The organism is Plantactinospora sp. ZYX-F-223 (assembly GCF_039649625.1).
Taxonomy (GTDB): Bacteria; Actinomycetota; Actinomycetes; order Mycobacteriales; family Micromonosporaceae; genus Plantactinospora.
In genome coordinates this window covers 132,512-154,733 of record NZ_JBDJAV010000007.1, presented here as the reverse complement: position 1 = coordinate 154,733, position 22,222 = coordinate 132,512, and the positions used below count along the sequence as shown (strand labels likewise).

General features: G+C 72.1%; 18 protein-coding genes. 17 read left to right on the top strand and 1 reads right to left on the bottom strand.

Features of this window, described 5'->3' with window-relative positions; all coding sequences use genetic code 11:
• The first annotated feature begins 26 nt into the window (after positions 1-26).
• The 17 genes from AAH979_RS09600 to AAH979_RS09520 all read left to right on the top strand — a co-directional run bounded on the left by AAH979_RS09600 (position 27) and on the right by AAH979_RS09520 (position 21,544).
• Complete coding sequence (locus AAH979_RS09600; protein ID WP_346257708.1) at positions 27-917, top strand: carbohydrate ABC transporter permease; 891 nt, start codon at positions 27-29, stop codon at positions 915-917.
• On the top strand, positions 914-2,191 hold the full coding sequence (locus AAH979_RS09595; protein ID WP_346257707.1) for a sugar ABC transporter substrate-binding protein: 1,278 nt from the start codon (positions 914-916) through the stop codon (positions 2,189-2,191). Before AAH979_RS09600 ends, AAH979_RS09595 begins: the two co-directional genes overlap by 4 nt.
• Entirely contained in the window at positions 2,188-3,231 is a 1,044-nt protein-coding gene (locus tag AAH979_RS09590; protein ID WP_346257706.1) for an ABC transporter ATP-binding protein, read from the top strand. Before AAH979_RS09595 ends, AAH979_RS09590 begins: the two co-directional genes overlap by 4 nt.
• Positions 3,228-4,106: a sugar ABC transporter permease gene (locus AAH979_RS09585; protein WP_346257705.1), complete on the top strand. Its 879-nt coding sequence runs from the start codon at positions 3,228-3,230 to the stop codon at positions 4,104-4,106. The genes AAH979_RS09590 and AAH979_RS09585 overlap by 4 nt, the downstream gene beginning before the upstream one ends.
• 18 nt (positions 4,107-4,124) lie before the next feature.
• Entirely contained in the window at positions 4,125-4,607 is a 483-nt protein-coding gene (locus tag AAH979_RS09580) for a hypothetical protein (protein WP_346257704.1), read from the top strand.
• A gap of 224 nt (positions 4,608-4,831) precedes the next feature.
• Entirely contained in the window at positions 4,832-7,231 is a 2,400-nt protein-coding gene (locus AAH979_RS09575) for a glycosyl hydrolase (RefSeq protein ID WP_346257703.1), read from the top strand.
• A 157-nt stretch (positions 7,232-7,388) separates the two neighbouring features.
• Positions 7,389-7,550, top strand: a complete 162-nt coding sequence (locus AAH979_RS09570) for a hypothetical protein (protein WP_346257702.1) — start codon at positions 7,389-7,391, stop codon at positions 7,548-7,550.
• Positions 7,551-7,556: 6 nt separating this feature from the next.
• Entirely contained in the window at positions 7,557-10,208 is a 2,652-nt protein-coding gene (locus tag AAH979_RS09565) for a lanthionine synthetase LanC family protein (protein WP_346257701.1), read from the top strand.
• Between the two features lie 157 nt (positions 10,209-10,365).
• Positions 10,366-12,096: a DUF4331 domain-containing protein gene (locus tag AAH979_RS09560; protein ID WP_346257700.1), complete on the top strand. Its 1,731-nt coding sequence runs from the start codon at positions 10,366-10,368 to the stop codon at positions 12,094-12,096.
• Positions 12,097-12,186: 90 nt separating this feature from the next.
• Positions 12,187-13,500, top strand: coding sequence for a tetratricopeptide repeat protein (locus tag AAH979_RS09555; protein ID WP_346257699.1), 1,314 nt, complete (start codon positions 12,187-12,189; stop codon positions 13,498-13,500).
• Positions 13,497-15,167, top strand: a complete 1,671-nt coding sequence (locus AAH979_RS09550; protein ID WP_346257698.1) for a hypothetical protein — start codon at positions 13,497-13,499, stop codon at positions 15,165-15,167. Before AAH979_RS09555 ends, AAH979_RS09550 begins: the two co-directional genes overlap by 4 nt.
• A gap of 104 nt (positions 15,168-15,271) precedes the next feature.
• The gene (sigK, locus tag AAH979_RS09545; protein ID WP_346257697.1) at positions 15,272-15,913 is read left to right on the top strand and encodes an ECF RNA polymerase sigma factor SigK; all 642 of its coding nucleotides are present in this window, start codon (positions 15,272-15,274) and stop codon (positions 15,911-15,913) included.
• Positions 15,910-16,650 carry an anti-sigma factor gene (locus tag AAH979_RS09540; protein WP_346257696.1) on the top strand — a complete coding sequence of 247 codons (741 nt, stop codon included), beginning with the start codon at positions 15,910-15,912 and terminating at the stop codon, positions 16,648-16,650. Before sigK ends, AAH979_RS09540 begins: the two co-directional genes overlap by 4 nt.
• A 170-nt stretch (positions 16,651-16,820) precedes the next feature.
• Positions 16,821-18,521 (top strand): CocE/NonD family hydrolase, encoded by a 1,701-nt coding sequence (locus AAH979_RS09535; protein ID WP_346257695.1) that lies wholly within the window; start codon positions 16,821-16,823, stop codon positions 18,519-18,521.
• Between the two features lie 174 nt (positions 18,522-18,695).
• A complete protein-coding gene (locus tag AAH979_RS09530; RefSeq protein WP_346257694.1) occupies positions 18,696-19,907 on the top strand; it encodes a helix-turn-helix transcriptional regulator in 1,212 nt (403 codons plus the stop codon).
• A 674-nt stretch (positions 19,908-20,581) separates the two neighbouring features.
• Complete coding sequence (locus AAH979_RS09525; RefSeq protein ID WP_346257693.1) at positions 20,582-20,716, top strand: hypothetical protein; 135 nt, start codon at positions 20,582-20,584, stop codon at positions 20,714-20,716.
• A 420-nt stretch (positions 20,717-21,136) separates the two neighbouring features.
• Positions 21,137-21,544 carry an NUDIX hydrolase gene (locus tag AAH979_RS09520; RefSeq protein WP_346257692.1) on the top strand — a complete coding sequence of 136 codons (408 nt, stop codon included), beginning with the start codon at positions 21,137-21,139 and terminating at the stop codon, positions 21,542-21,544.
• 53 nt (positions 21,545-21,597) lie between these two features.
• Here the strand turns inward: AAH979_RS09520 and AAH979_RS09515 are convergent, their stop codons facing one another.
• Complete coding sequence (locus tag AAH979_RS09515) at positions 21,598-22,116, bottom strand: hypothetical protein (RefSeq protein WP_346257691.1); 519 nt, start codon at positions 22,114-22,116, stop codon at positions 21,598-21,600.
• Positions 22,117-22,222: the final 106 nt, after the last annotated feature.

The window sequence follows — 22,222 nt, the reverse complement described above, 5'->3', positions numbered from 1 at the left end:
CGCGGGTCGGTATGGCGGTTCGCGGCGTGCCGGGCACCTTCCCCGGAGCGGCGTCGGGTCCGCGACGCCGCCCGGCGAGCGGTCGGACGGCCCGGACGATCGGGCGGTTCGTGGTGCCGACCCTGGTCGCGGCGCTCTTCGCCGCTCCACTGTGGTTCATGGTGGTCGGCTCGCTCCGCCCCACCGGCCTCCCGCCGCCGCGTACCCTCGAGGTCCTGCCGCCGGAGCCGACGCTGGCCGCGTACGCCCGGCTGCCCGAGCTGATCCCGCTGTTCCGCTATCTGGCGAACTCGGCGCTGGTCGTCGCGCTCGCCGTACCGCTGACGGTGCTGGCCGCCTCGCTGACCGGTTTCGGGATCCGGCTGCTCGGCCCGGCAGCCCGGCGCCGGGTGGTGCTCGGCCTGCTGGTGGTGCTGCTCGTCCCGGTCACCGCCGTCTGGGCCACCCGGTTCGAGCTGTTCCGGCTGGTCGGGGTGGTCGACACCTACCTGCCGCTGCTGGCGCCCGCCCTGCTCGCGGTGAGCCCGTTCCTGGTGCTGCTCTACGCGTGGAGCTTCGGTGGCGTACCGGAGAGCCAGCTTGAGGCGGCCCGGCTGGAGGGCGCCCGGTGGCTGTCGGTGTGGCGCCGGGTCGCGCTGCCCCAGGTACGCCCGACCACCCTGGCGGTGGCGGTACTCGCCTTCACCTACCACTGGGCCAACTTCATCGACCCGCTGCTCTACCTGCACAGCGGTGACCGCTACACGTACGCGCTCGGGTTGCAGTTCCTGCGCCTGCTGAACCCGACCGACTGGCCGCTGCTGATGGCCGGCGCTGTCGTGGCGACCCTGCCGTGTGTGCTGGTGTTCCTGCTGGCCCAGCGGATCCTGCTGGACGACGACCCGTTGGCGGCACTGAGATCTGGAGGACGCAGATGACCCGATCCTGGCGGCGCTGGGCCGCCGGCCTGCTCGTCGCCGGCCTGCTCGCCGGCTGCGGCGCGGATGATCCCGGGGAGAGCGCCGGGATCACCGTCGTGCTCTTCGGCGACGCCGAGGAGATCGCCGGCTACCGGACGATGATCGAGGCGTTCGAGAAGTCCACCCCGGACGTGGACGTCACGCTCTCCCCGGTGGCCACCCCGGACGAGCTGATGGCCCGGCTGACCACGGCGTTTGCCGGCGGCACCCCACCCGACGTCTTCCTGCTGAACTACCGCCGGTACGGCCAGTTCGCCGCGCAGGGCGCCATCGAGCCCGCGCAGTCCTATCTCGACTCCAGCCAGGCACTGGCCGAGGGCGACTTCAGCAAGGCCGCCCTGGACGCCTTCCGGTTCGACGGAAAGACGCTGACCTGCCTGCCGCAGAACCTCTCGTCACTGGTCGTCTACTACAACGCCGACCTGTTCCGCGCCTCCGGCGTGACCCCACCGAAGGCCGGCTGGACCTGGGACGACTTCCTCGGCACCGCGAAGGCGCTCACCCGGGACGGCCGGTACGGGGTGGGCGTCGAGCCGAGCGTGCCCCGGCTGGCGCCGTTCGTCTGGTCCAACGGCGGTGACCTCGTCGACGACCCCGACCGGCCCAGCACGCTCACCCTGACCGGCTCGCCGGCCACCCGCGAAGCCGTCGACTGGTTCCTCGACCTGCAACTGGTGCACCACGTCGTACCGCCGGACGCCGAGGAGCAGAGCGAGTCGAGCGAGGCGCGGTTCCTGCGCGGCACGCTCGGCATGTACCTGAACAGCCGGGTCGCGGTCCCCACCCTGCGTACCGTCGAAGACTTCGAGTGGGACGTGGCGCCGCTGCCGGTCGCGCCGGGCGGGAAACCGGCGTCGATCCTGCACAGCGACGCGTACTGCATGAGCGCCGGGCGGCCCGACCACCGCGACGCCTGGCGGTTCATCGAGTTCGCGATGGGTGCCGAGGGGCAGCGGATCCTCGCGGCGTCGGGGCGTACGGTGCCGTCCCGGCTCGACGTCGCGCGCTCCGACGAGTTCCTGAAGCCGAGCCTGCCGCCGCGCTCCTCGCAGGTCTATCTCGACGCCGAGCCGCACCTGCGGGCCACCCCGCGCACCGCCACCTGGTCGCGGGTCGAACGCGAGACGGACGCCCTGCTGGAGGAGGTGTTCTACGGCCGGGTCGGCCGCGAGGAGGGGCTGCGCCAACTGGAGGAGAAGGTACGGCCGCTGTTCCGGGACCCGACCCGGTGAATGCCGACCGGGGCGCGATCCGGCTGGAGGCGCTGGGCAAGGCGTACGGGTCGGTCACCGCGCTGCACGAGGTCGACCTCGACGTGCGGGCCGGCGAGCTGCTGACCCTGGTCGGGCCCTCCGGCTCGGGCAAGTCGACGATCCTGCGACTGGTCGCCGGACTGGACCGGCCCGACGCCGGCCGGATCCTCGTCGACGGCACCGACATCGCACCGGTACCCCCGCACCGGCGGGCCGTCGCGATGGTCTTCCAGGATTACGCCCTCTATCCGCACCTGACCGTACGCGGGAATCTGCTCTTCGGGTTGCGGGTCCGCCGGGTGCCGAGGGCCGAGGCGGACCGGCGGGCCCGGGCCGCCGCCGAGCGGCTCGGCATCGCCGACCTGCTGGACCGCTATCCGGACCAGATGTCCGGCGGGCAGCGCCAGCGGGTGGCGCTGGCCCGCGCCCTGGTCCGGGAGCCCACCGTCTATCTGCTGGACGAGCCGTTGGCCAGCCTGGACGCCCAGCTCCGGTTCGCCACCCGGGCCGACCTGCTCGCCGTGCACCGCGATCTCGGCACCACGATGGTGCACGTCACGCACGACCAGGCCGAGGCGATGACCCTCGGCGACCGGCTGGCGGTGCTGGACGCCGGCCGGCTCCGCCAGGTCGGCCCGCCGCAGCAGGTCTACGACGAACCGGCCGACCTGGTGGTGGCCGGGTTCCTCGGCAGCCCGCCGATGAACCTGGTGCCCGGCGGCGGCGTGCTCGGCGGCGCACCCGGGCTGACCGTCGGGGTACGCCCGGAGGACATCGCCATCGACCCCGACGGGCCGGTCGAGGCGACGGTGGAGGCGGTGGAGGCGCTGGGCAGCGAGGCGATCCTGCTCACCCGCTGCCCGGACGGCACCCGGCTGGCGGTCCGCACCGGACCCCGGCACGGGCTGCGGGCCGGTGCCGGACTGCGGCTGCGCCCTGACCCGCGCCGGCTGCACCGCTTCGACACCGAGACCGGCCAGCGCCGAGCAAGCGTCGCCGGGACCGGCCGACGTCGATGAGCAGGCGTTTCCGGCGTCCGCTCACCCCGTGGATGTTCCTCGCCCCGTACGGCGTCGCCGTGCTGCTGCTGATCGCGCTGCCGGCGCTGCTCAACGTCGGGTACGCCTTCACCGACCACACCGGGTTGACCCGCGACCCCCGGTTCACCGGGCTGGCCAACCTGCGCCGGCTCTTCGCCGACGACTTCTTCCTGGACAGCCTGGAGGCGTCGCTGTTCCACGTGGCGGTCTCGGTGCCGCTGCGGCTGCTCGCGGCGGTCGGGCTCGGCCTGCTGCTTGCCGCGCCCAGGCCCGGCGGCCGGTGGTTCCGGGTCGCCGTCTACCTGCCGACGGTGATTCCCGACGTGGCGCTGGCGGTGCTCTTCCTCTGGGTGCTCAACCCGCTCTACGGCCCGCTCAACCAGCTCCTCGGGCTGGTCGGGCACCCCGGCTACACCTGGCTGGCCGAGCCGACCACCGCCCGGGTCGGGGTGGTGCTGATGCTGCTCTTCCCGATCGGGGAGGGCTTTCTCGTCGTCCTCGCCGCCCGCCGCCTGCTCGACGGGCGGCTCTACGAGGCGGCGGCGCTGGAGGGCTGCGGTCCGTTCGGCCAACTGCGCCGGCTCACCCTGCCGCTGCTCGCCCCGGTGCTGGTGCTGCTGGCGGTCCGGGACACGATCCTCACCCTCCAGGTCAACTTCGTGCCGGCGTACGTGCTCACCGACGGGCGCCCGGCGAACGCGACCCAGTACCTGCCGGTCTACATCTTCGACCACGCCTTCGAGTTCTCCGGATTCGCCTACGGGGCGCTGCTGACGATCGTCCTGATGGTGATCAGCGCGGCCGTCATCACCGTGCAGTTGCTCGCGGTGCGACGCTGGCGGGTGCTGCGCTGACCGTGGCATCCTGCACCGATGAGATCCCGGGTGCTCGTGCTCGCCGTCGCCGTGCTGGGGCTCGCCGGCTGCGGTGGTGGCGACGGTGCGGGCGGGTCGGCGGCGCCGGACCGGAACAAGGCCATGCTGGCGAACCTGCCGAGCTGCGACCGGGTGCCGATGGACGAGGGCAGCGAGGTCACCGCCGAGGTCGCCGGTCTGGTGCTGCCGGAGGGCGCCCGGGTGACGAGTACGGCCGCGCAGGGGGCGCTGACCACGGTGGAGGCGACGATCCGGCTGACCCCGCTGGACGTACGGGCGCACTACCAGGAGCGGACCGACATCGAGCTGCTCAGCGTCGAGGACGAGGTCTTCGAGTCCGAGGTGCTGCTCCGGGCCCAGCACCGGCGGATGTACCTGCGGGCCACCGCGCTCTGCGCCGACGGCACCGCGCTGACCGCCGTGGTCGGTCCCGACTCCGACGACGCGGGCCTGCCGGGGTTCCGCAGCGGCGGCGGATAGCACCCGGCCTCGGGTTGGCCCGGAGGTCGAAATGGGACCAGCAGCATTGAACCTTTTCAGCCTCCCCGGCGATGCGGTGGACCGCAAGGTCGGACGCGGTGCGCGAGCGCCGTGCGGTCCAGGCTGAAAAAGGTTTCATTGACCTTGATCCGTGATCAATCTAGCCTGGCCGCACAGCGACCGGATACGCCATCGCACTCCCGTGTGGACAGGAGAGAGCCCGCATGAAGGCCACACCCCGCCCACCTCGCCGCGGCACGGCGGTCACCGCGACCCTGGTACTGCTCGCCGCCGGCGCCCTCGCCTCCTCGTCGTCGACCTCCCTGACCCCGCAGCCCGCCGAGCAGCGCTCCCTGGCCACCAGCATGCCGACCGGGCCGATGGAGATGCCCGCCGAGTGGATGACCTCGCAGCGGCTCAGCGACGGCAGCCGGGAACTATCCGCCGCCAAGTACGTCAGGGCCCGGGGCGAGGCGGACGGGATCGCCGCGCGCAGCCGGGGCGCGTACCACGACCTGGCCCGGCAGAAGTGGCACTTCTTCGGCCCGACCAACATCGGCGGCCGGGTCGTCGACATCGCGATCGACCCGTTGGTCGACGACCAGGTCTTCATCGCCGCCGCCTCCGGCGGGATCTGGAAGTCCAGCGACGCGGGGATGACCTACGAGTCCGTCTGGCCGGGAAACTGGGTGCAGAGCATGGGCGCGGTCGCGATGACCCGCAGCGGAGTGCTCTTCGCCGGCACCGGTGAGGCACAGCCGGGCGGTGGCTCGATCACCTTCGGCGGGGACGGGGTCTACCGGTCGTACAACCGGGGCAGGACGTGGCAGCGGGTGGGGCTGACGGAGAGCCACGCCATCGCCCGGTTCGCCATCGACCCGCGCAACGAGCGCCGGATCTTCGCCGCCGCCGCCGGCAACCTGTTCAAGCCGGGCGGCGAGCGGGGCGTCTACCTCTCCGAGAACGGCGGCAGCAGTTGGCGCCGGGTGCTCACCCCGCCGAACGGCACCACCGGGGCGACCGAGGTGCTGATCGACCCGACCAACCCGAACCGGGTCTACGCCGCACTCTGGGACCACCTGCGCGAGCCGCACCAGCGGACGTACGGCGGGCCGGGCTCCAGCCTGTGGCGCTCCGACAACGGCGGCCAGAGCTGGCAGCGGATGACGAACGGGCTGCCGACCGACGCCGACCAGGGCCGCTGGGGCCTGGCACTGGCGCCGAGCGACCCGAAGCGGCTCTACGCGTACGTCGGCACCGCGCTCGGCCCGTTCCGGGCGTTCTACCGCTCCGACGACGGCGGCGACACCTGGACCCAGACCCCGGTCACCGCCAACCAGGCGTCGCAGTCCACCTTCAGTTGGTGGTTCGGCAAGCTCTGGGTGGATCCGTTGGACGCCGCGCACGTCTTCCTGGCCGGGGTGAACCTGGGACGCTCGACCGACGGCGCGCAGACCTTCGCCTCGGTCAGCGGGGTGCACGCCGACCAGCACGTGATGCGCTGGGACCCGAAGGTGCCAAACCGGGCCTACCTCGGCAACGACGGCGGGATGTACCGCTCCGACGTGAACGGGGTCGGCGGCTGGACCAAGGCGACGTACGAGCCGTACACGCAGTTCTACACGGTCGACGTCGCCGAGACCGATCCGGCGCTGAAGGTGGCCGGGGCGCAGGACAACGGCTGCAACCGGGGCTACAACGGGGTGGGCGGCCCGTGGGACGCGATCGGCTGCGGCGACGGGCTCCAGGTGGTCATCCACCCCGAGGCGTCGAACATCGTCTTCGGGTGCAGCCAGTACGGCTCCTGCTACCGCTCGGAGAACAGCGGTGGCACCCCACGGCAGACCATCGGCACCAACCAGACCGTCTCGGACCGGCGTAACTGGCAGACGCCGCTCCAGTTCGACCCGAGCGACCCGGACGTCATGTACTACGCCGGCAACATCGTCAACCGGTCCACCGACAACGGCCGGACCTGGACGGCGATCAGCCCGGACCTGACCGGCGGCGGCCCGAACGACCCGAACGGCTACCCGTGGGGCACCGTCACCACGCTCGCGGCGGCGCCGACCGACGGCAGCAAGCTCTACGTCGGCACCGACGACGGCCGGCTCTGGTGGACCGACGACACCGGGCAGAACTGGCACCAGGTCGACCCGGCGGAACTCCCCGGCACCTGGGTCACCCGGGTCGCGGTGCACCCGAAGGACAAGAACATCGCGTACGCCACCTTCTCCGGCTTCCGGTCCGGCAGCGACCGCCCGCACGTGATGGTGACCCAGGACGGCGGTCGTACCTGGACGGACATCGGCCGGGGCCTGCCGGACGCGCCGGTGAACTCGGTCATCCCGACCTCCGACGGCCTGCTCGTGGTCGGCACCGACGTCGGGGTCTACCTCTCGGCGTGGAACGGCGGGGAGTGGGCGGCGCTCGGCACCAACCTGCCGCAGGCGGCCGTGATGTACCTGCGCTACCACGAGCCGACCCGGCAACTGACCGCCGCCACCTTCGGCCGGGGCGTCTACGACCTCACTGTGCCCCGGTGCCCGGGAGCGTCGACCCGACTGCCGCTGCGCAAGCCGGGCGTCGGGGTCGTCGGCGCACTCGCCTCCTGCCGGGCGTAGCGACGAGCTGAGGCTGGCCGGTGCGGGGTGTGGACGAGGGTCCACACCCCGCACCGGCGATCAGTCTGTGTAGGTCTCCTCGAAATATTGACATCCGCTGGGTAACGTGCGAACTCCAGACTTCCCGCAGACCAAGGTTGGTCGGAAAGGATTGACTGTGAACGCACTGCTGTCCCTGGAGCCGCGTGACGCGGGCGCCGACGTGCCGGAGCCGGACCTGGAGTTCGCCAACGGCTACCACACCGAGCAGGACCGGACCCGCTGCGAGGGCTGCTGCATCAACGCCAGCTGGGCCATCATCCACACTCGGTCGTCCTAACCACTAGTGATTCCAAGCCAGGACCGGGCGTTCGACGTGGCCGACAACGAGATTGAGAGCTACGTCGAACGCGCCGTCCGGGACCACGCCGGGAACGGCTACCAGCTCCGGTCCGACCACACCTGGCTGATGCTCAGACCGGACGGCAAGGTGCTGCCCGAGCATGGCTGGAAGCTACACATCTCGGCGCGTCCGGCCACCTTCCCGGCTCTGGTAGAGCGACTCGTCCCTGTGCTGCTCGCCGAGGGCTGCACCTTCAAGCTGGCCCGCTCACGACGGGTGCTCAGCCGGCTCAACGACGGTTTCAGCTCACCGGCGTCGGTCGGTAAGGCATTCACCCTCTATCCGGACCAGGACCGGGTACGCGAGCTGGGAATCCGGCTGGTGGACCTGCTGTGCGGGGAGCAGGGACCGCGGGTCCTCAGTGACCGGGCCATCGATTCGGCCGCGCCGGTCTACTACCGGTACGGCCCGTTCGTCAGTTCGTGGTCAGCCGATCCGAAGGGTCGCCTGGTCGCGGTGATCCACGGACCCAACGGGGAGGAATTCGGCGGGCTGGCGACGCTGCGGTACCGGCAGCCGACCTGGACGATCGACCCGTTCACCGGCGAGCGGGGCGACCACGACGCCGGCGCGGTCCGTACGCCGACACAGCTCGGCGGTCGCTACCGGGCGGTCGTCGGCGTCTACGAGTCCGGGCGCGGCAACGTCTATCGGGCAGTCGACGAGCGGGACGGCGCCACGGTGGTCGTCAAGCAGGCCCGGGCGCACGTCGACGAACACGACGCGGTCGGCGACACGCGGCTGCGGCTCCGCAACGAGCGGCGCATCCTCCAGGTACTCGACGGTGTGCCGGGCGTACCGCGGTTCGTCGACCACTTCCGGCACGGGGTCGACGAATTCCTGGTCACCAGTGACGCCGGCCCGCGCAACCTGGTGGACAGCGTCATACTTGATGGTCCGTACCTGCCGCGGGACGCCGTCGGGCGGTCGGACGCCCGGCGCGATCTCGAACGCCTCGCCGAACAGCTCGCCGGCATCGTGCTGTCGCTGCACAGCCGCGACATTCTGATCCGCGATCTCACCCCGCGCAACATCGTCGTGGACAGCGACCGGGTGACCCTGATCGACTTCGGCCTCGCCCACCACGACGGCGTGTACGTGCCTGGTGGCACGCCCGGGTACGCCCCGGCGCGACAGTTCCGCGACGAGCCGCCCCTGGACACCGACGACCTGCACGCGCTCGGCATGACCCTGCTGTTCGCCGCGCACGCCCTGCCCCCGGTGGACGTGGGGGATGACCGGGAGATTCCCCGGCAACGCGCCCTGCGGGCGATCCGGGCGCGCCACGGTGAACGGCCGGCGGGCGTCGTCGGCGCGATCGTCGATCTGATCAGCGGCGACGCCGACCTGGCGCGCGACGCGGCACGCCGGCTGGCCGCCGGAGAGACCGCCCGGCCGGGCAGCACACCCCGAGTCCTTCCCGCCCCGCCCGATGTCACCCCGGAACTCGCCGCCGAGATCACCGGCAACCTGCTCGCGGACCTGCTCGACCAGACCCGGCGGCTCATGGCCACCCCGCCGAGCCGGTCCGCCGCGATCGACGCGAGTGTCTACAACGGCGCCGCCGGGGTGGGACTGGAGTTGCTGGAGCATCTGGACCAGTCCGGGGTCGCCGACTGTCTCCGCGACCTGGTGCCGTTCACCATCCAGGCGATGACCGCGATCGACCTGCCGCCCGGGCTGATGACGGGCCGTACCGGCGTCGACCTGTTCCTGTTGTCCGCCCGGCGGCGCGGCTTCGACCTCGGGCCGGGGTATCCGGGTCCGCACCTGCCCGCCGCCGACTGGGCGCCGGAGGACGAGGACCTGATGTCCGGCGCCGCCGGGGTCGGGCTCGGCCATGTGTTGCTGCACCGGGCGACAGGCGATCCGGCGCATCTTGGTGTGGCCCGGCGGTGCGCCGAGTTCGTGCTGCGGCGACCGGTTCCGGTCACGAGGACCGAAGCCGATCTGCTGCCGGCACCGGCCGCCGTCGAGCAGTCGGCCGGCCGGGCGCACGGCCTCGCCGGTACGACGGAACTCCTGCTCGGCGTCGGCACCGCCCTCGGCGACGACAGCCTGATCGCCGGGGGAGCCGAACGTGCCCGGGCGCTCGCCCGCCGGGCACGATCGTTGGCCGAGCGGATGCGCGGCCCGATCGCGGCCTCGATCGCGGTGTCCTGGTGCCAGGGTCTCAGCGGCATCACCGAGACCCTGTGGTACGCGGGACGCGTCCTGGACGACGCGGAACTGGCCGACCTCGCCCGCCACCTCGCGGACGTCTGTACGGCCTTCCTGCCCAGGGTGAGCGTGCCGGTCCAGTGTTGTGGCAGCGCCGGCGTCGGCAACATGCTGATCGACCTTGCCATCCAGGGCGCCGACCCGCGCTACTGGGACGCGGCCAGCGCGGCGGGGGCGCAGATGCTGCTGCGCGGCGCCGGTACGGATGGACATCCGATCTTCGTGGTCGACGATCCGGCGGAGAATTCGGCCTCGTGGGCCTTCGGAGTCGCCGGCTTCCTCAGTTTCTTCCGGAGACTCTCCCGGCGCGGCGGCATCGCTGGCCTGCCGTTGTCCGGCTGGGCTGACCAGGTGTCGCGGAACCAGAGCAGGTAGCCGGGCCGGTGCGGCGCGGTGGCCGGGCGCCCTATTCGGAGCCGGTCCCGGCGCGGATGGGTGGCTGACGGGAAACTCACAGTGGGCCATCAGGGAGGCACCCTCCTCCGAATCCTCGGCAGACGACACCAGCGTCTGCACCGAGAGTGGAGGAAAGATGACCACGACACCTGGCCCGGCGTCACGGCGCCGGCCCGCGCGGCGGATGACCACGGCACTGGCCGCCGCGACCTGCGTCGCCCTCGCCGGTGCGGTGGCCGGCCTCGGGCCGACCACCGCCGGGGCATCCAGTCACCGCGAGGCGCCGCTGGTCGCCACGGACCCGGCGATCGACAACACCGACCTGTACGCCTTCGTCAGTCCCGAGCGCCCGGGCTACCTCACGTTCATCGCCAACTGGACACCGTTCGAGGAGCCGAACGGGGGACCGAACTTCTACCCGTTCGCGACCGACGCGGCGTACAACATCAAGGTCGACAACGACGGCGACGCCAAGCCGGACGCGACGTTCCGGTGGACGTTCCAGAACGTCGACCGGCGGGGCGGCTCGACGTTCCTCTACAACAACGGCCCGGTCACCGCGCTGGACGACGAGAACCTGCTGTTCCGGCAGACCTACAAGCTGGAGTCGTCGTTCGACGGCGAGCCGTTCAAGACCCGGGTCACCGGCGGGCCGGTCGCGCCGTCCCGGGTCGGCAACGCCGCCATGCCGGACTACGCCAAGCTGCGCCGGGACGCCACCACCACGCTGCCCGGCGGCTGGAAGGTCTTCGCCGGCCAGGCCGACGACCCGTTCTTCCTGGACCTGCGGGTCTTCGACCTGCTCTACGGCGGGGACCTCAGTGAGACCGGCCAGGACACCCTGGCCGGCTACAACGTCAACAGCATCGCTCTCCAGGTGCCGTTCTCGGACGTGGCGCTGCGCGGCGACCCGAAACGCAACCCGGTGATCGGCGTCTGGGCGACCACCGACCGGGCCCGGGTGCGGATCTCCGGCAAGGTCGGCGAGGTGCCGCGCGGCGGCGACCGGGTGCAGGTCTCCCGGCTGGGCAACCCGCTGGTCAACGAGGTGGTGGTGCCGGCGAAGCTGAAGGACGCGTTCAACTCGCTGCCGCCGGAGAAGGACGCCACCATCCCCGAGGTGGTGGCCCGGGTGACCAACCCCGAGCTGCCCCGGTTGATCGAGACCAGCTACGGCGTACCGGCTCCGGCGACGCCCCGGCAGGACCTCGTGGAGATCTTCCTGACCGGGATCACCACGAGGACACCGGACGGCCCGATCAAGGTCGACCTCAACTCGCAGCTCAACAACCAGGACGTGTCGCCGGGTCGGTTCCAGCCCGCCGAGATGCTCCGGCTCAACCTGTCGACGCCGGTCGCCGCGACGCCGAACCGGCTGGGCGTACTCGGCGGTGACCTACAGGGCTTCCCGAACGGGCGGCGGCTCACCGACGACGCCGTGGACATCGCGATCCAGGCCGTCGAGGGGGCGGCGCAAACCGGCAAGCTGGTCGACGCGCTCGCCGCCGGAGACCGGGTGGACGCGAACGACAACCGGTTCGGCGGCTCCTTCCCGTACCTGGCCCTGCCGAACGTCGGCGCGGTCAACAAGGGCGGCGGCACCGGGGCCGGCGCCGGGACGGCTGCGGACGGCGGCGACCAGGCCGACGGGTCGCCGCAACCCACCGATCCGTCGGTGACCCCGGGCAGCCTCGCCGGACTGGCCAGCCGGGACGGCGGCGACACCCCCGCGACGATGGTCGCGACCACCGTCGCCTGGGGGCTGGCCGGGGTGGCCGCCGCGCTCGGCACGCTGCTGCTGGTCGGCTGGCTGCGCTGGCGTCGCCGTCCCGCGCCGGTCGACTCCGAACCCACCCAACCGCTGTAGCACCCCGGCCCCGGGGGCATGGCGGGTCGCGTGCCGGCCATGCCCCGGGCCCGGAGACCGAAGGAATCGCGGAGGAGAGGAAGCGGAGAGATGAGGCGGCTACTGCGAATCCGGGTCCGTTCCCTGGTGGTGCTGGGACTGGCCACCGTGCTGCTGCTCGGCGTCGGCGGGGTGCTCGGGCTCCGTGCACCGGCACCGGCGGCGGTCACCGGCGAGGTCGTACCCCGGGGCGACCGGCTCGCCGTGACGATCGACCGGGCGCAGGAGCAGCTCCGCCGGGTCCCCGGCGACCACCGGAGCTGGGCGGCGCTCGGCCTGGCGTACCTGGAGAAGTCCCGGATCACGGCGGACCCGAGCTGGTTCGGCAAGGCCGAGGGGGCACTGCGCCGGTCCCTCGCGGTACGCCCGGACGGCAACGACCCGGCGCTGGCCGGGCTCGGCGCCCTGGCGAACGCCCGGCACGACTTCGCCGGTGCCGCCCGGCACGCCCGGCAGGCGTTGCGGGTCAATCCGTACAGCGCGGAGGCGTACGCGGTACTCGCCGACGCCGAGACCCAGTTGGGCCGGGCCGTCGCCGCGACCGAGGCGGTGCAACGACTGCTCGACCTGCGCCCCGGGCTGACCGCGCTGACCCGGGCCGCCTACGACCGGGAGCAGCGCGGCCGGATCTCCGAGGCGACCGCCCTGCTGCGGCAGGCCCTCGACACCGCTCTCGACCCGGCCGATGTGGCCTTCTGCCGCTACCACCTCGGCGAGCTGGCCTGGAACGCTGGCGACCTGGCCGGCGCGGAGCGGGAGTACGCCGCCGGCACCGCCGCCGATCCCGGCTACCTGCCGCTGCTCCAGGGCCGGGCGAAGGTGGCCGCCGCCCGGGGCCGGTTCGACCAGGCCGTCGCCGGCTACGCCGACCTCATCGCCCGGTCACCGACCCCCGGCTACCTCCTCGAATACGCCGACCTGCTCGACGCCGCCGGCCGGAGCGCCGAGGCCGACGCGCAGCGAGAGCTGGCGCACGCCGCGCACCAGCTCTTCACCGCCAACGGCGGCACCGACGCCCTGGCCGGGGCGGCTCTCGCGCTGGCCCGGTCCCGTCCGGCCGAGGCGCTGACCCTGGCCCGCCGGGAGTGGCAGCGGCGGCAGTTCGCCGAGGTCGCCGACCTACTCGGCTGGGCGCTGCACGCGAACGGGCGGCACGCCGAGGCACTCGGCTACGCCCGGCGCGCCGAGTCGCTGGGCGCCCGGAACGCCCGGTACGCCTACCACCTCGGAATGATCGAACTCGCCCTGGGGGACCGGGCGGCCGCCCGGCGCGACCTGGGGCGGGCGCTCGACGTCAACCCGTACTTCTCCACACTGGACGCGCCGGCCGCCGCCCGCGCCCTCGCCGGACTGGGGTCAGCATGAGACGGATCGCGCTACTGGTCGTCGTCGGACTCTCGCTGGGGCTGGCCGGTGCGCTGGCCGACCCGCCGCGCCCGGCCGGCGCCCACCCGCTGGGCAACTTCTCGGTCAACCAGTCGGCGGCGCTGGAACTCCGCCCCGACCGGGTCGTGGTGGCCACCGAGGTCGACCTCGCCGAACTGCCGACGTTGCAGGAGTCCGGCACGGTCGACTCGAACGGTGACGGCAGCGCGAGCGGGCCGGAACGCGCCGCGCACGCCGCCGCGAGCTGCGCCGAGCTGGCCCGGGACTTCGAGGTCACCGTCGCCGGCCGCCGGCTGGGCTGGGCGGTCGGCGACACCGCCTTCGAGTACGCCTCCGGCACCGCCGGGCTGCCCACCAGCCGGCTACGGTGCCGGCTGACCGCCGACGCCGTACTCGGCTCCGCGACGACGGTCGAGATCGTCAACCGGTACCGGGTCGACCGGGTGGGCTGGCGCGAGCTGACCGCCGTCGGCTCCGGGGTGCGGATCGTCGACTCGCCGCTGCCGGTGGCGAGTGTGAGCGAGGTGCTGCGGGCGTACCCGGAAGACCTGCTCAGCTCCCCGCTGGACGTACGCGCGGCGCGGCTGCGGGTGGAGCCGGGTGCTGACCTCGGGGTCCCGGGCGGAGGCGGCCCGCGCCGAGGCGCGGGACTTCGCGATGGCGGTGCTGCGGGTCCGGGGGCCGCGACGGTGGACGGCGTCGCGGCGCCCACCTCCGGCGAGTCGTCCTCGGCCGTCGCCGGCTGGACGGCGGGTGCCGAGCGGCGGTTGCGTGACCTGGTCGGCAGCCGGCAGGTGACGCCGCTGGTCGGGACGCTCGCCGTGCTGCTCGCCCTGGTGCTCGGCGCGGCACACGCCGCACTGCCCGGCCACGGCAAGACGGTGATGGCCGCCTACCTCGCCGGTCGGGCCGGCCGGCCGAGGGACGCCGTGGCGGTCGGCGCGACCGTGACGCTGACGCACACCGGCGGGGTGCTGGTGCTCGGCCTGCTGCTGACCACGGTCGCCGGGCTGGTCGGCGAGACCGTGCTCGGCTGGCTCGGCGTGGTCAGCGGCGGCCTGATCGCGGTGGTCGGCGCGGGCATGCTGCTCGATCTCGTCCGCCGTCGCGCCCGCTCGGCAGTCGACCACCACCGAATCCACGCCGACGCCCACGGACACGATCAGCCCCACGCCCATTCCCGTGCCCATGCCCATGCCCATGGCCGCGGGCACGGGCACGACGACACGCACGGCCACACCCACGGGCATGACCACCCGCACGGCCACGGGGCGGGGCAGCACCACCACCATCACCACGGAACCAGCCGGCTTGGCATCCTGGGGCTCGGCGTCTCCGGGGGACTGGTGCCCAGCCCGTCCGCCCTGGTGATCCTGCTCGGCGCGATCGGCCTCGGGCGTACCGGATTCGGGGTGTTGCTCGTGATCGGCTACGGCGCCGGCATGGCCGCCACGCTGACCGCCGCGGGCCTGCTGGTGGTCCGGCTGCGCGAGCGGTGGGACCAGCGGCGGCGGCGCGACCGGACCACCCGGCGGTGGCGCCGGCTGGCGGCGCTCGCCTCCGCCGCACCGCTCGGCACGGCCGGGCTGGTGCTCGTCGTCGGGCTGGTCCTCGCCGGCCGTGCCCTGGGCACCGTCGCCGTCTAGTGACCGGGCCCGGATACCGGCAGATCCGTGGATACCGATCCGGCGGATCGTCGTGTCCAATACCACTCGTGGTCCGGGCGGACCACCGAAGGAAGGCTGGTGCCATGACGGATCCCAGCGGCGCGCGGCGCCGGCCCGACCACCTCACCCCGGTACCCTCGCCCCGGCCCGCGCCGGACGCGGGCCGGGCCGAGGCGGACGGGCTGCTGCGGGCGGTGGCCCTCGGCGACGAGGCGGCGTTCGGCCGGCTCTACGACCTGGTGGTCCCCCGGGTGTACGGGCTGGTCCGCCGGGTGCTGCGGGATCCCGCGCAGGCCGAGGAGGTCACCCAGGAGGTACTGGTCGAGGTGTGGCGCACGGCGACCCGGTTCGACCCGGCGCGCGGCTCGGCGACGAGCTGGATCTGCACCATCGCGCACCGCCGGGCGGTGGACCGGGTCCGGGCCGAGCAGGCCAGTGCCGAGCGTCAGGTCAGGGTCGCCACGAGCCCGGCCGAGACCCCGCACGACGAGGTGCCGGACCAGGCCGCCCGCCGGCTGGAGCAGCAGCAGGTACGCCGCTGCCTCGGTGACCTGACCGAGTTGCAACGCGAGGCGATCACCCTCGCCTACTACGCCGGGCACACCTACCGGGAGGTCGCGGAGCTGCTCGGCGCGGCGCTGCCGACGGTGAAGACCCGGATGCGGGACGGGCTGATCCGGTTGCGGGACTGTCTCGGCGTACTCGGCGTGGAGGTGACGAGGTGAGCGACATCCACACGCTGGTCGGGGCGTACGTGCTGGACGCCGTCGACGACCTCGAACGGGCCGCCTTCGACCGGCACCTGGCCGACTGTCCGTCCTGCGCGACCGAGGTCGGCGAGCTGCTGGAGACCGCCGCGCGGCTGGCCGACGGTGCATGGTCGGTGCCACCGCCACGGCTGAGGGCCGAGGTGCTGGCCCAGGTGTCCCGGACCCGTCAGGAGCGACCGGGGCCCCGGCCGGGCCGGGACGGCCGGAGTGCGCTGTCCCGGTGGCGTACGGTCACCGCCGCTGCCGTCGCCGCCGCCGTACTGGCGGTGGCCGCCGGGGTGACCAGCTACCTGGTGCAGCAGCAGCGGGTACGCGACGAGCGGGCGGCCACCGTCGCCGCCCGGGCCGAGCTGGACCGGATGCAGGAGATCCTCGACCAGCCGGACCTGGTGGTCCGGCGCAACGGGCTGACCGGCGGGGGACGGCTGACCGTCCTCAGTTCCCCGGGCCGGGACGCCGGAGTCGTGCTGCTGGCCGGTGCACCCCCGGTCCCGGCCGACCGGGCGTACCAGTTGTGGCTGATCGAGGGGACGACCCCTCGGCCGGCCGGGGTACTGACCGCCGGGGCCGGCGACGACAGCAGCCTGCTGGCCGGACTGTCGGGGATGAACGCCGTCGCGGTGACCGTCGAACCGGCCGCCGGCTCGGCCCAGCCCACCACGTCGGTGCTGACCAGCGTGCCACTCGACTGAACACGCGACCGCCCCGGACCGTCGGGTCGTCACCGCCGCCGCGTCCCGGCGCGGATGCCGTCCGCATCACGAACATCACATCGACTTCCGTCAGATCGCTCTAGGTCGATATGGTGGCGCCACGTGTCCGGTACGGGGGAGGGACCATGCGCTATCGCGTTGGCACAGCCATGTCCAGATCGTTCGCCGCCGCCCTGGTGGCCGGGGCGATGACGGCGGGAGGCGTTCTGGTCGGCACGGCACCGGCCACCGCCGCGCCGCCCGGCCTGGCGATCGAGAACGGCGCCACCCAGCCGGTCTTCGCCAGGGACGCGGCGATCCAGGAGACCGTCTACGTCAACTCTGGAATGGACAGTGACGGCGACGGCTCGACCGACCGGATCGCGGTGCAGGTGATCCGTCCCGAGGAGACCGAGACCGGGCTCCAGGTGGCGACGGTGATGCACGCCAGCCCGTACTTCGGGGACAGCACCGCGCCGCGCGGCAACCTGATCGTCCCGGCGCACTTCACCGCCTGGTACGACGACTACTTCGTGCCGCGCGGCTACGCCGTCGTCGAGGTCGACATGCAGGGCACCGCCGGATCGGACGGCTGCGCCACCATCGGCGGCCCGGAGGACGTCCGCAGCGCGAGCGCCGCCATCGACTGGCTCAACGGCCGTGCCACCGCCACCTACTCCGACGGTACGCCCGCGGTCGCCGACTGGAGCACCGGTTCGGTCGGCATGATCGGTGTCTCGTACGCCGGCACCCTGCCGATCGCGGTCGCCGAGACCGGCATCGACGGGCTGGAGACGATCGTCCCGATCGCCAGCATCTCCGCCTGGTACGACTACGCCCGCGCCCAGGGCATCGCGTACGGCGGCTTCGGCAGCCGCTACCCCGAATCCCTGGCTCGGTACGTCTCCTCGCCCGCGCACGACGCCGAGTGCGCCGCCCGCTACACCGCCCTCGGCGACGCGGCCGACGACGCGACCGCCGACCTGAACGCCTTCTGGCAGCAGCGTGACTACCGGGACGGGGCGGCCTCGGTGGACGCCTCGGTCTTCCTGGTCCACGGCCAGCAGGACGGCAACACCAAGACCACCCAGTTCGGCCGGTACTGGGACGCCATCGCCGCCCAGGGCGTGCCGCGCAAGCTGTGGCTGCACGACGGGGCGCACACCGACCCGTTCGGCAGCGACCTGGTCGGGCGGGACACCGTCGGCCGCTGGATGGACTACTGGCTCTACGACATCGCCAACGGGATCATGGACGAGCCGCAGGCCACCATCAAGCGGCCCGGCGGCGCGACGAACACCTACCCGAGCTGGCCCGGGACGGTCACCTCGACCGACTTCTACCTCGGCGGGCCGGGCACCGGCGCCGCCGGCACCCTGCTGACCTCGCCCGGTCCGGCGGTCAACCAGTCGTTCACCGACAGCCGGGGCCAGTTCGAGTTCGCGATGACCAGCCAGCCGGAGACCGCCAAGCCGAACCGGTTGGTCTACCTCGCCCCGGCGCTGACCACCGCCCGTCGGCTGGCCGGGGCCGGCACGGCGGAGGTCCGGTTCAGCGCCACCTCGACCAGTACGCCGTTGACCGCCCTGCTGGTGCACTACACCGACGGGGCGCCGACCCGGGTGGTGAGCCGGGGCGCCATCGACACCAAGAACCACAGCTCGCTGACGACCGGTACGCCGCTGACCCCGGGCACCGCCTACACGGTGACGATCCGCCTGGAGCCGAAGGACTACATCTTCCCGGTCGGCAGCCGGATCGGGTTGGTGCTGGTCGCCAACCACGGTGAATACCTGACCACCGACATGTCGGCCGCCGGGGTCACCGTGCAGCTCTCGCCGAGCCGGCTCACCCTGCCGCTGACGAGCTGACGGCTGTGGCAGCGGAGTGACGCGTCAGACCCGGCTGGAACATCATCTACGCCTTGTCGTACATGATGTTCCAGCCGGGGAGTAGTGGCGGCGGACCGGATACGTTCCTGGCGCTGCTGGCTGAGTCCGCGTACCGTCGGGTACACGATGTACCCAATGCGGTGAGGTGGCGCCATGACCGATCAGACCGAACCCACACCAGGCATGCGGGTCGAGCGTCTACGCCGCGCGGCGGGACTGTCCCGGGAACGTCTCGCCGGGCTCGCCGGGCTCTCCCCGACGACCGTCAAGTTCATCGAGAACGGCAAGCGGTCCCTGACCCTGCGCGCCGCGCAGCAGATCGCACCCCACTTGGGCGTCCGGGACCTCGGCGACCTGTTCGGTCCGGCCGTCACCCTGTCCCTTGACGGTCGACCCACCCACCCCGGAGTCGAGGATGTCCGCCGAGCGTTGACCGCGTGGCACGTCAACATCGACGGCGTACCCGCCTCGCCGGAGTATCTGCGGGGCGCGGTTGATTCGGCGTGGCAGACATGGCACACCTCCCGGCATCAGCGGTCTGAGGCGGGCGCGATCCTGCCCGGCCTGCTCGACGCCACCCAGCGCGCCGTGCGGCTGCACGCCGGAGCAGAGCGGCGTCAGTCGCTCGCCATGCTGGCCCAGTCGTACCACCTCGCCCAAGCGTTCTTGGCTTGGCACGGCGACCGCGAACTGTGCTGGTTGACTGTCGACCGGGGCATGGCGGCCGCCCTCGACGCCGACGATCCGATCGCCGTCGCGCAGGCCATCTGGTACGCCGCCCACCTGCTCCGGTCCGTCGGCCGTGGCGACGAGGCGCTTGCCCGGCTCGGCGAAGCGAAGGCGCTCATCGAGCCGCGCGTTGCGGACGGGCCGGTCGAGTACGCCGAAATACTGGCCGACCTGCACCTGTGCTCGGCGTTGACCCGGGCACGGACCGGAGATCAGGGCGCCTGGTCGGATTGGGAGACCGCCCGGAACGTGGTGCATCGAGTACTGCCGGAGAACTTCGTCGGTCTGCGCACCCGGGTCTCCCGGCCACTGGTCGACGTCTACGCGGTGATGTGCGCCGTCGACCTCGGCGACCCGGAGGAAGCCCAGCGGCGGGCGCACTCGCTCGACCCGGCGTCGATACCTTCGACGGAGCGACGCGGGCGACACTACGTCGAACTGGCCCGGAGCGCGGACATCGAGGGCGCGCGGGAAGCGACCCTTCATCTTCTTCACAAGGCTGACGCGACTTCGCCGGAGACGGTCAGATACAACCCTGCGGCCCGGGACATGTTGGCCCGACTGGCTACCGAGGCCCCGGCGTCGATTCGGTCCGAGGCGGTTGAGCTGGCTCAACGAGCCGGAGTTACTCCGTAAGGGGTACGCTGTGTATCCGGGTACGTGACGTACCCCTCGCCCAGTTGCGCGGTATCTACGGTGACTGCACGGTCGCGGCGCGGATGTCGGACGGGCGGGTGCCCTCAGGTACCGCGTAGCTGTTCATCCCACCGTGACCGCCCTCACTGGACGCGGCTCCGCAAGCCTGCCGCGTCCGCCGGGCGACACCCTTCCCCCGTTGGGTGCCGCCCGTCCAAGCGGGGCGTGGCGGCCGGAACGGGTTCAGCAGAGCGACCCGGCCGCCATGCCTCCCCGGTTCGACTGGGAGGGACCGATGGGCACGCTGGGAAGGTGGAAGTCCGCTCTCGACGAGTACCGGGCCGACCGGATCTGTGAACGAGCGCAGGCCGAGGAAGACGCCGAAGCGGCCCGCGCCAAGAAACGCGTGCTCGAAGCGGTCCTGGTCCAGCGGATCCCGGCGGGCCTCGTACTTCGCCTCGAACCCACGGACTGGCTGGAACTGATCTCCCCGGCTCTCGACCGCCGACCCCACGTGGTCGTCTCCACGACCCATGGACCGATCATGTATCGGGGGATGTCGGCTGGCTGCGGGTGTGGGGACACTCGCCCTGGTGCGGCAGGTACCCCGACCACGGTCCGTGCATCACCCTGATGGTCCGGGTCGGCGCCATCCTCGACGCCATGGCCGCCAGATGAAGTACGTCGTGGTGAGGCTGGTCGATCTGCTGCTCGATGCACTCTGGTGGGTGGTCAACGAGTTGCACGGCGTTCGGGACTACCGGCTCGAAGCGGGCCGCTGGCGCCGCGTGGATGGACCCGACCGATGAGCGGCGGGATCGCTGGGGACTGGAGCCCTGCGATCGAGTACTCCGTCGCCCGACTGGCGAGCGACGTGCACGACCGCGGCGGAAGGTGCCTCAACTGCACGCCGGAGGGCTGCCCGGTCCCGCTCTGGGCGGCCGACGTGCTGCGGCGAGAAGCAGCCGTCCGGCTCCTGCGCTCGGGCACGCTGCCCGAGGATGCGACCCTTGACGACCTCCGGGCGGCCCTGGCGCGTGTCCGATGACCGGCACGACGATCTGTATGCCCTGTTGGCTGGCCGTCCGGCCACCGCTGTCGAGCGACACCCCGCACGACTGTCCCGGAGCGGTCGTCGTCGGCGACGGCCCAGAGGTTGCTGTCAAGAGGTGTGTGTGCCCGGTGTGCTGGCCGGAGGCTCCTGCATCGGAGGCGTTGAGGGAGTCATCGTGAACCAGCGATATGACCGAGCGTTGATCGCTGCTGCCGTCATCGTGGACGACGGCCGGGTGTTGCTGGTGAGGCGGCGTGTGAACGAAGGTCAGCTCTCGTGGCAGTTTCCGGCGGGGGAGGTGGAACCAGAGGAGTCCGCCGAGGAGGCCGCAGTCCGGGAAACCGGCGAAGAGACCGGCCTAACGGTCCACTCGGTGCAGCGCCTCGGCGAGCGCATCCATCCCGCGACGGGACGCAAAATGGTGTACGTCGTGTGCCGGGTGCTGAAGGGGACGGCCTACGTCGCGGACGAGGAGGAGCTCGTCGAGCTTGCCTGGTGTAACCGGAGCCTGCTCGTGGAGTACGTGCCGTATCCGTTTTATGGCCCGGTCCAGGCCTATTTCGACCTGCACCTAGACGACTAGCAGCACTTGGTCGCGTTTCGGTCGACAGCCGTGGTTGGTGGCCGCCTGTTCGGTCATGCAGCGGGTGCTTTGACCACCAACGGGGTGCCATCGGTCAGCACGCGAAGGATGGCTGCGGTCGTTCGCGGCGGTCCGTCACCCGGGCAGTCTTGCCAAGCAACGATTGTGGCTCGGGAGGCCAGGGTGGAGAACCACTCGCCTTCGCACTTTGGCTTAGGCCTCTTCCACATGTCCTCTTCAGCGAACGTGGGGTCATTCAACAGCGAGTGCAGGTCGCGAATCTGGATTTCGTTGAGTTTGCCAGAGGTTGTCTTGTCATCACCCGCGCAGTTGTGACACTCCCATGCTCCGTGAGGCTCTACTTCCAGACGCTCAGACCAGTTAGTGCCGGGGTCCGAATCATGGCCGGCGGATACGACGACCCGTGGAATCATCAGAACAGTAGGGGACGGCCCCGGAGCAGAAGTTGCCGAAGTTGCTGAGTGCTCCTGCGCCGGCTCTGCCCCCGCGCATGCTGAAACGGTGAAGGCCAAGGCGCAGGTGAGGAAAAGACCGATTCGATACTTGGTCACGACGTGGGACAGTAGTGCCAGGCACCCCATCCTTCAAAGCCGCCATCTGGACTACCCGTTCAAGCCGCCAGGACGGTAGGGCGAGTCCGTCGTACTGGCCGAGTGC

Bases quoted from the DNA above. Each gene is read 5' to 3' on its own strand.
- AAH979_RS09530 (WP_346257694.1), top strand. From the start codon at position 18,696: ATGACCGATCAGACCGAACCCACACCAGGCATGCGGGTCGAGCGTCTA.
- AAH979_RS09595 (WP_346257707.1), top strand. From the start codon at position 914: ATGACCCGATCCTGGCGGCGCTGGGCCGCCGGCCTGCTCGTCGCCGGC.
- AAH979_RS09560 (WP_346257700.1), top strand. From the start codon at position 10,366: ATGACCACGACACCTGGCCCGGCGTCACGGCGCCGGCCCGCGCGGCGG.
- sigK (WP_346257697.1), top strand. From the start codon at position 15,272: ATGACGGATCCCAGCGGCGCGCGGCGCCGGCCCGACCACCTCACCCCG.
- AAH979_RS09575 (WP_346257703.1), top strand. From the start codon at position 4,832: ATGAAGGCCACACCCCGCCCACCTCGCCGCGGCACGGCGGTCACCGCG.
- AAH979_RS09525 (WP_346257693.1), top strand. From the start codon at position 20,582: ATGAAGTACGTCGTGGTGAGGCTGGTCGATCTGCTGCTCGATGCACTC.
- AAH979_RS09585 (WP_346257705.1), top strand. From the start codon at position 3,228: ATGAGCAGGCGTTTCCGGCGTCCGCTCACCCCGTGGATGTTCCTCGCC.
- AAH979_RS09550 (WP_346257698.1), top strand. From the start codon at position 13,497: ATGAGACGGATCGCGCTACTGGTCGTCGTCGGACTCTCGCTGGGGCTG.
- AAH979_RS09535 (WP_346257695.1), top strand. From the start codon at position 16,821: ATGTCCAGATCGTTCGCCGCCGCCCTGGTGGCCGGGGCGATGACGGCG.
- AAH979_RS09555 (WP_346257699.1), top strand. From the start codon at position 12,187: ATGAGGCGGCTACTGCGAATCCGGGTCCGTTCCCTGGTGGTGCTGGGA.
- AAH979_RS09580 (WP_346257704.1), top strand. From the start codon at position 4,125: ATGAGATCCCGGGTGCTCGTGCTCGCCGTCGCCGTGCTGGGGCTCGCC.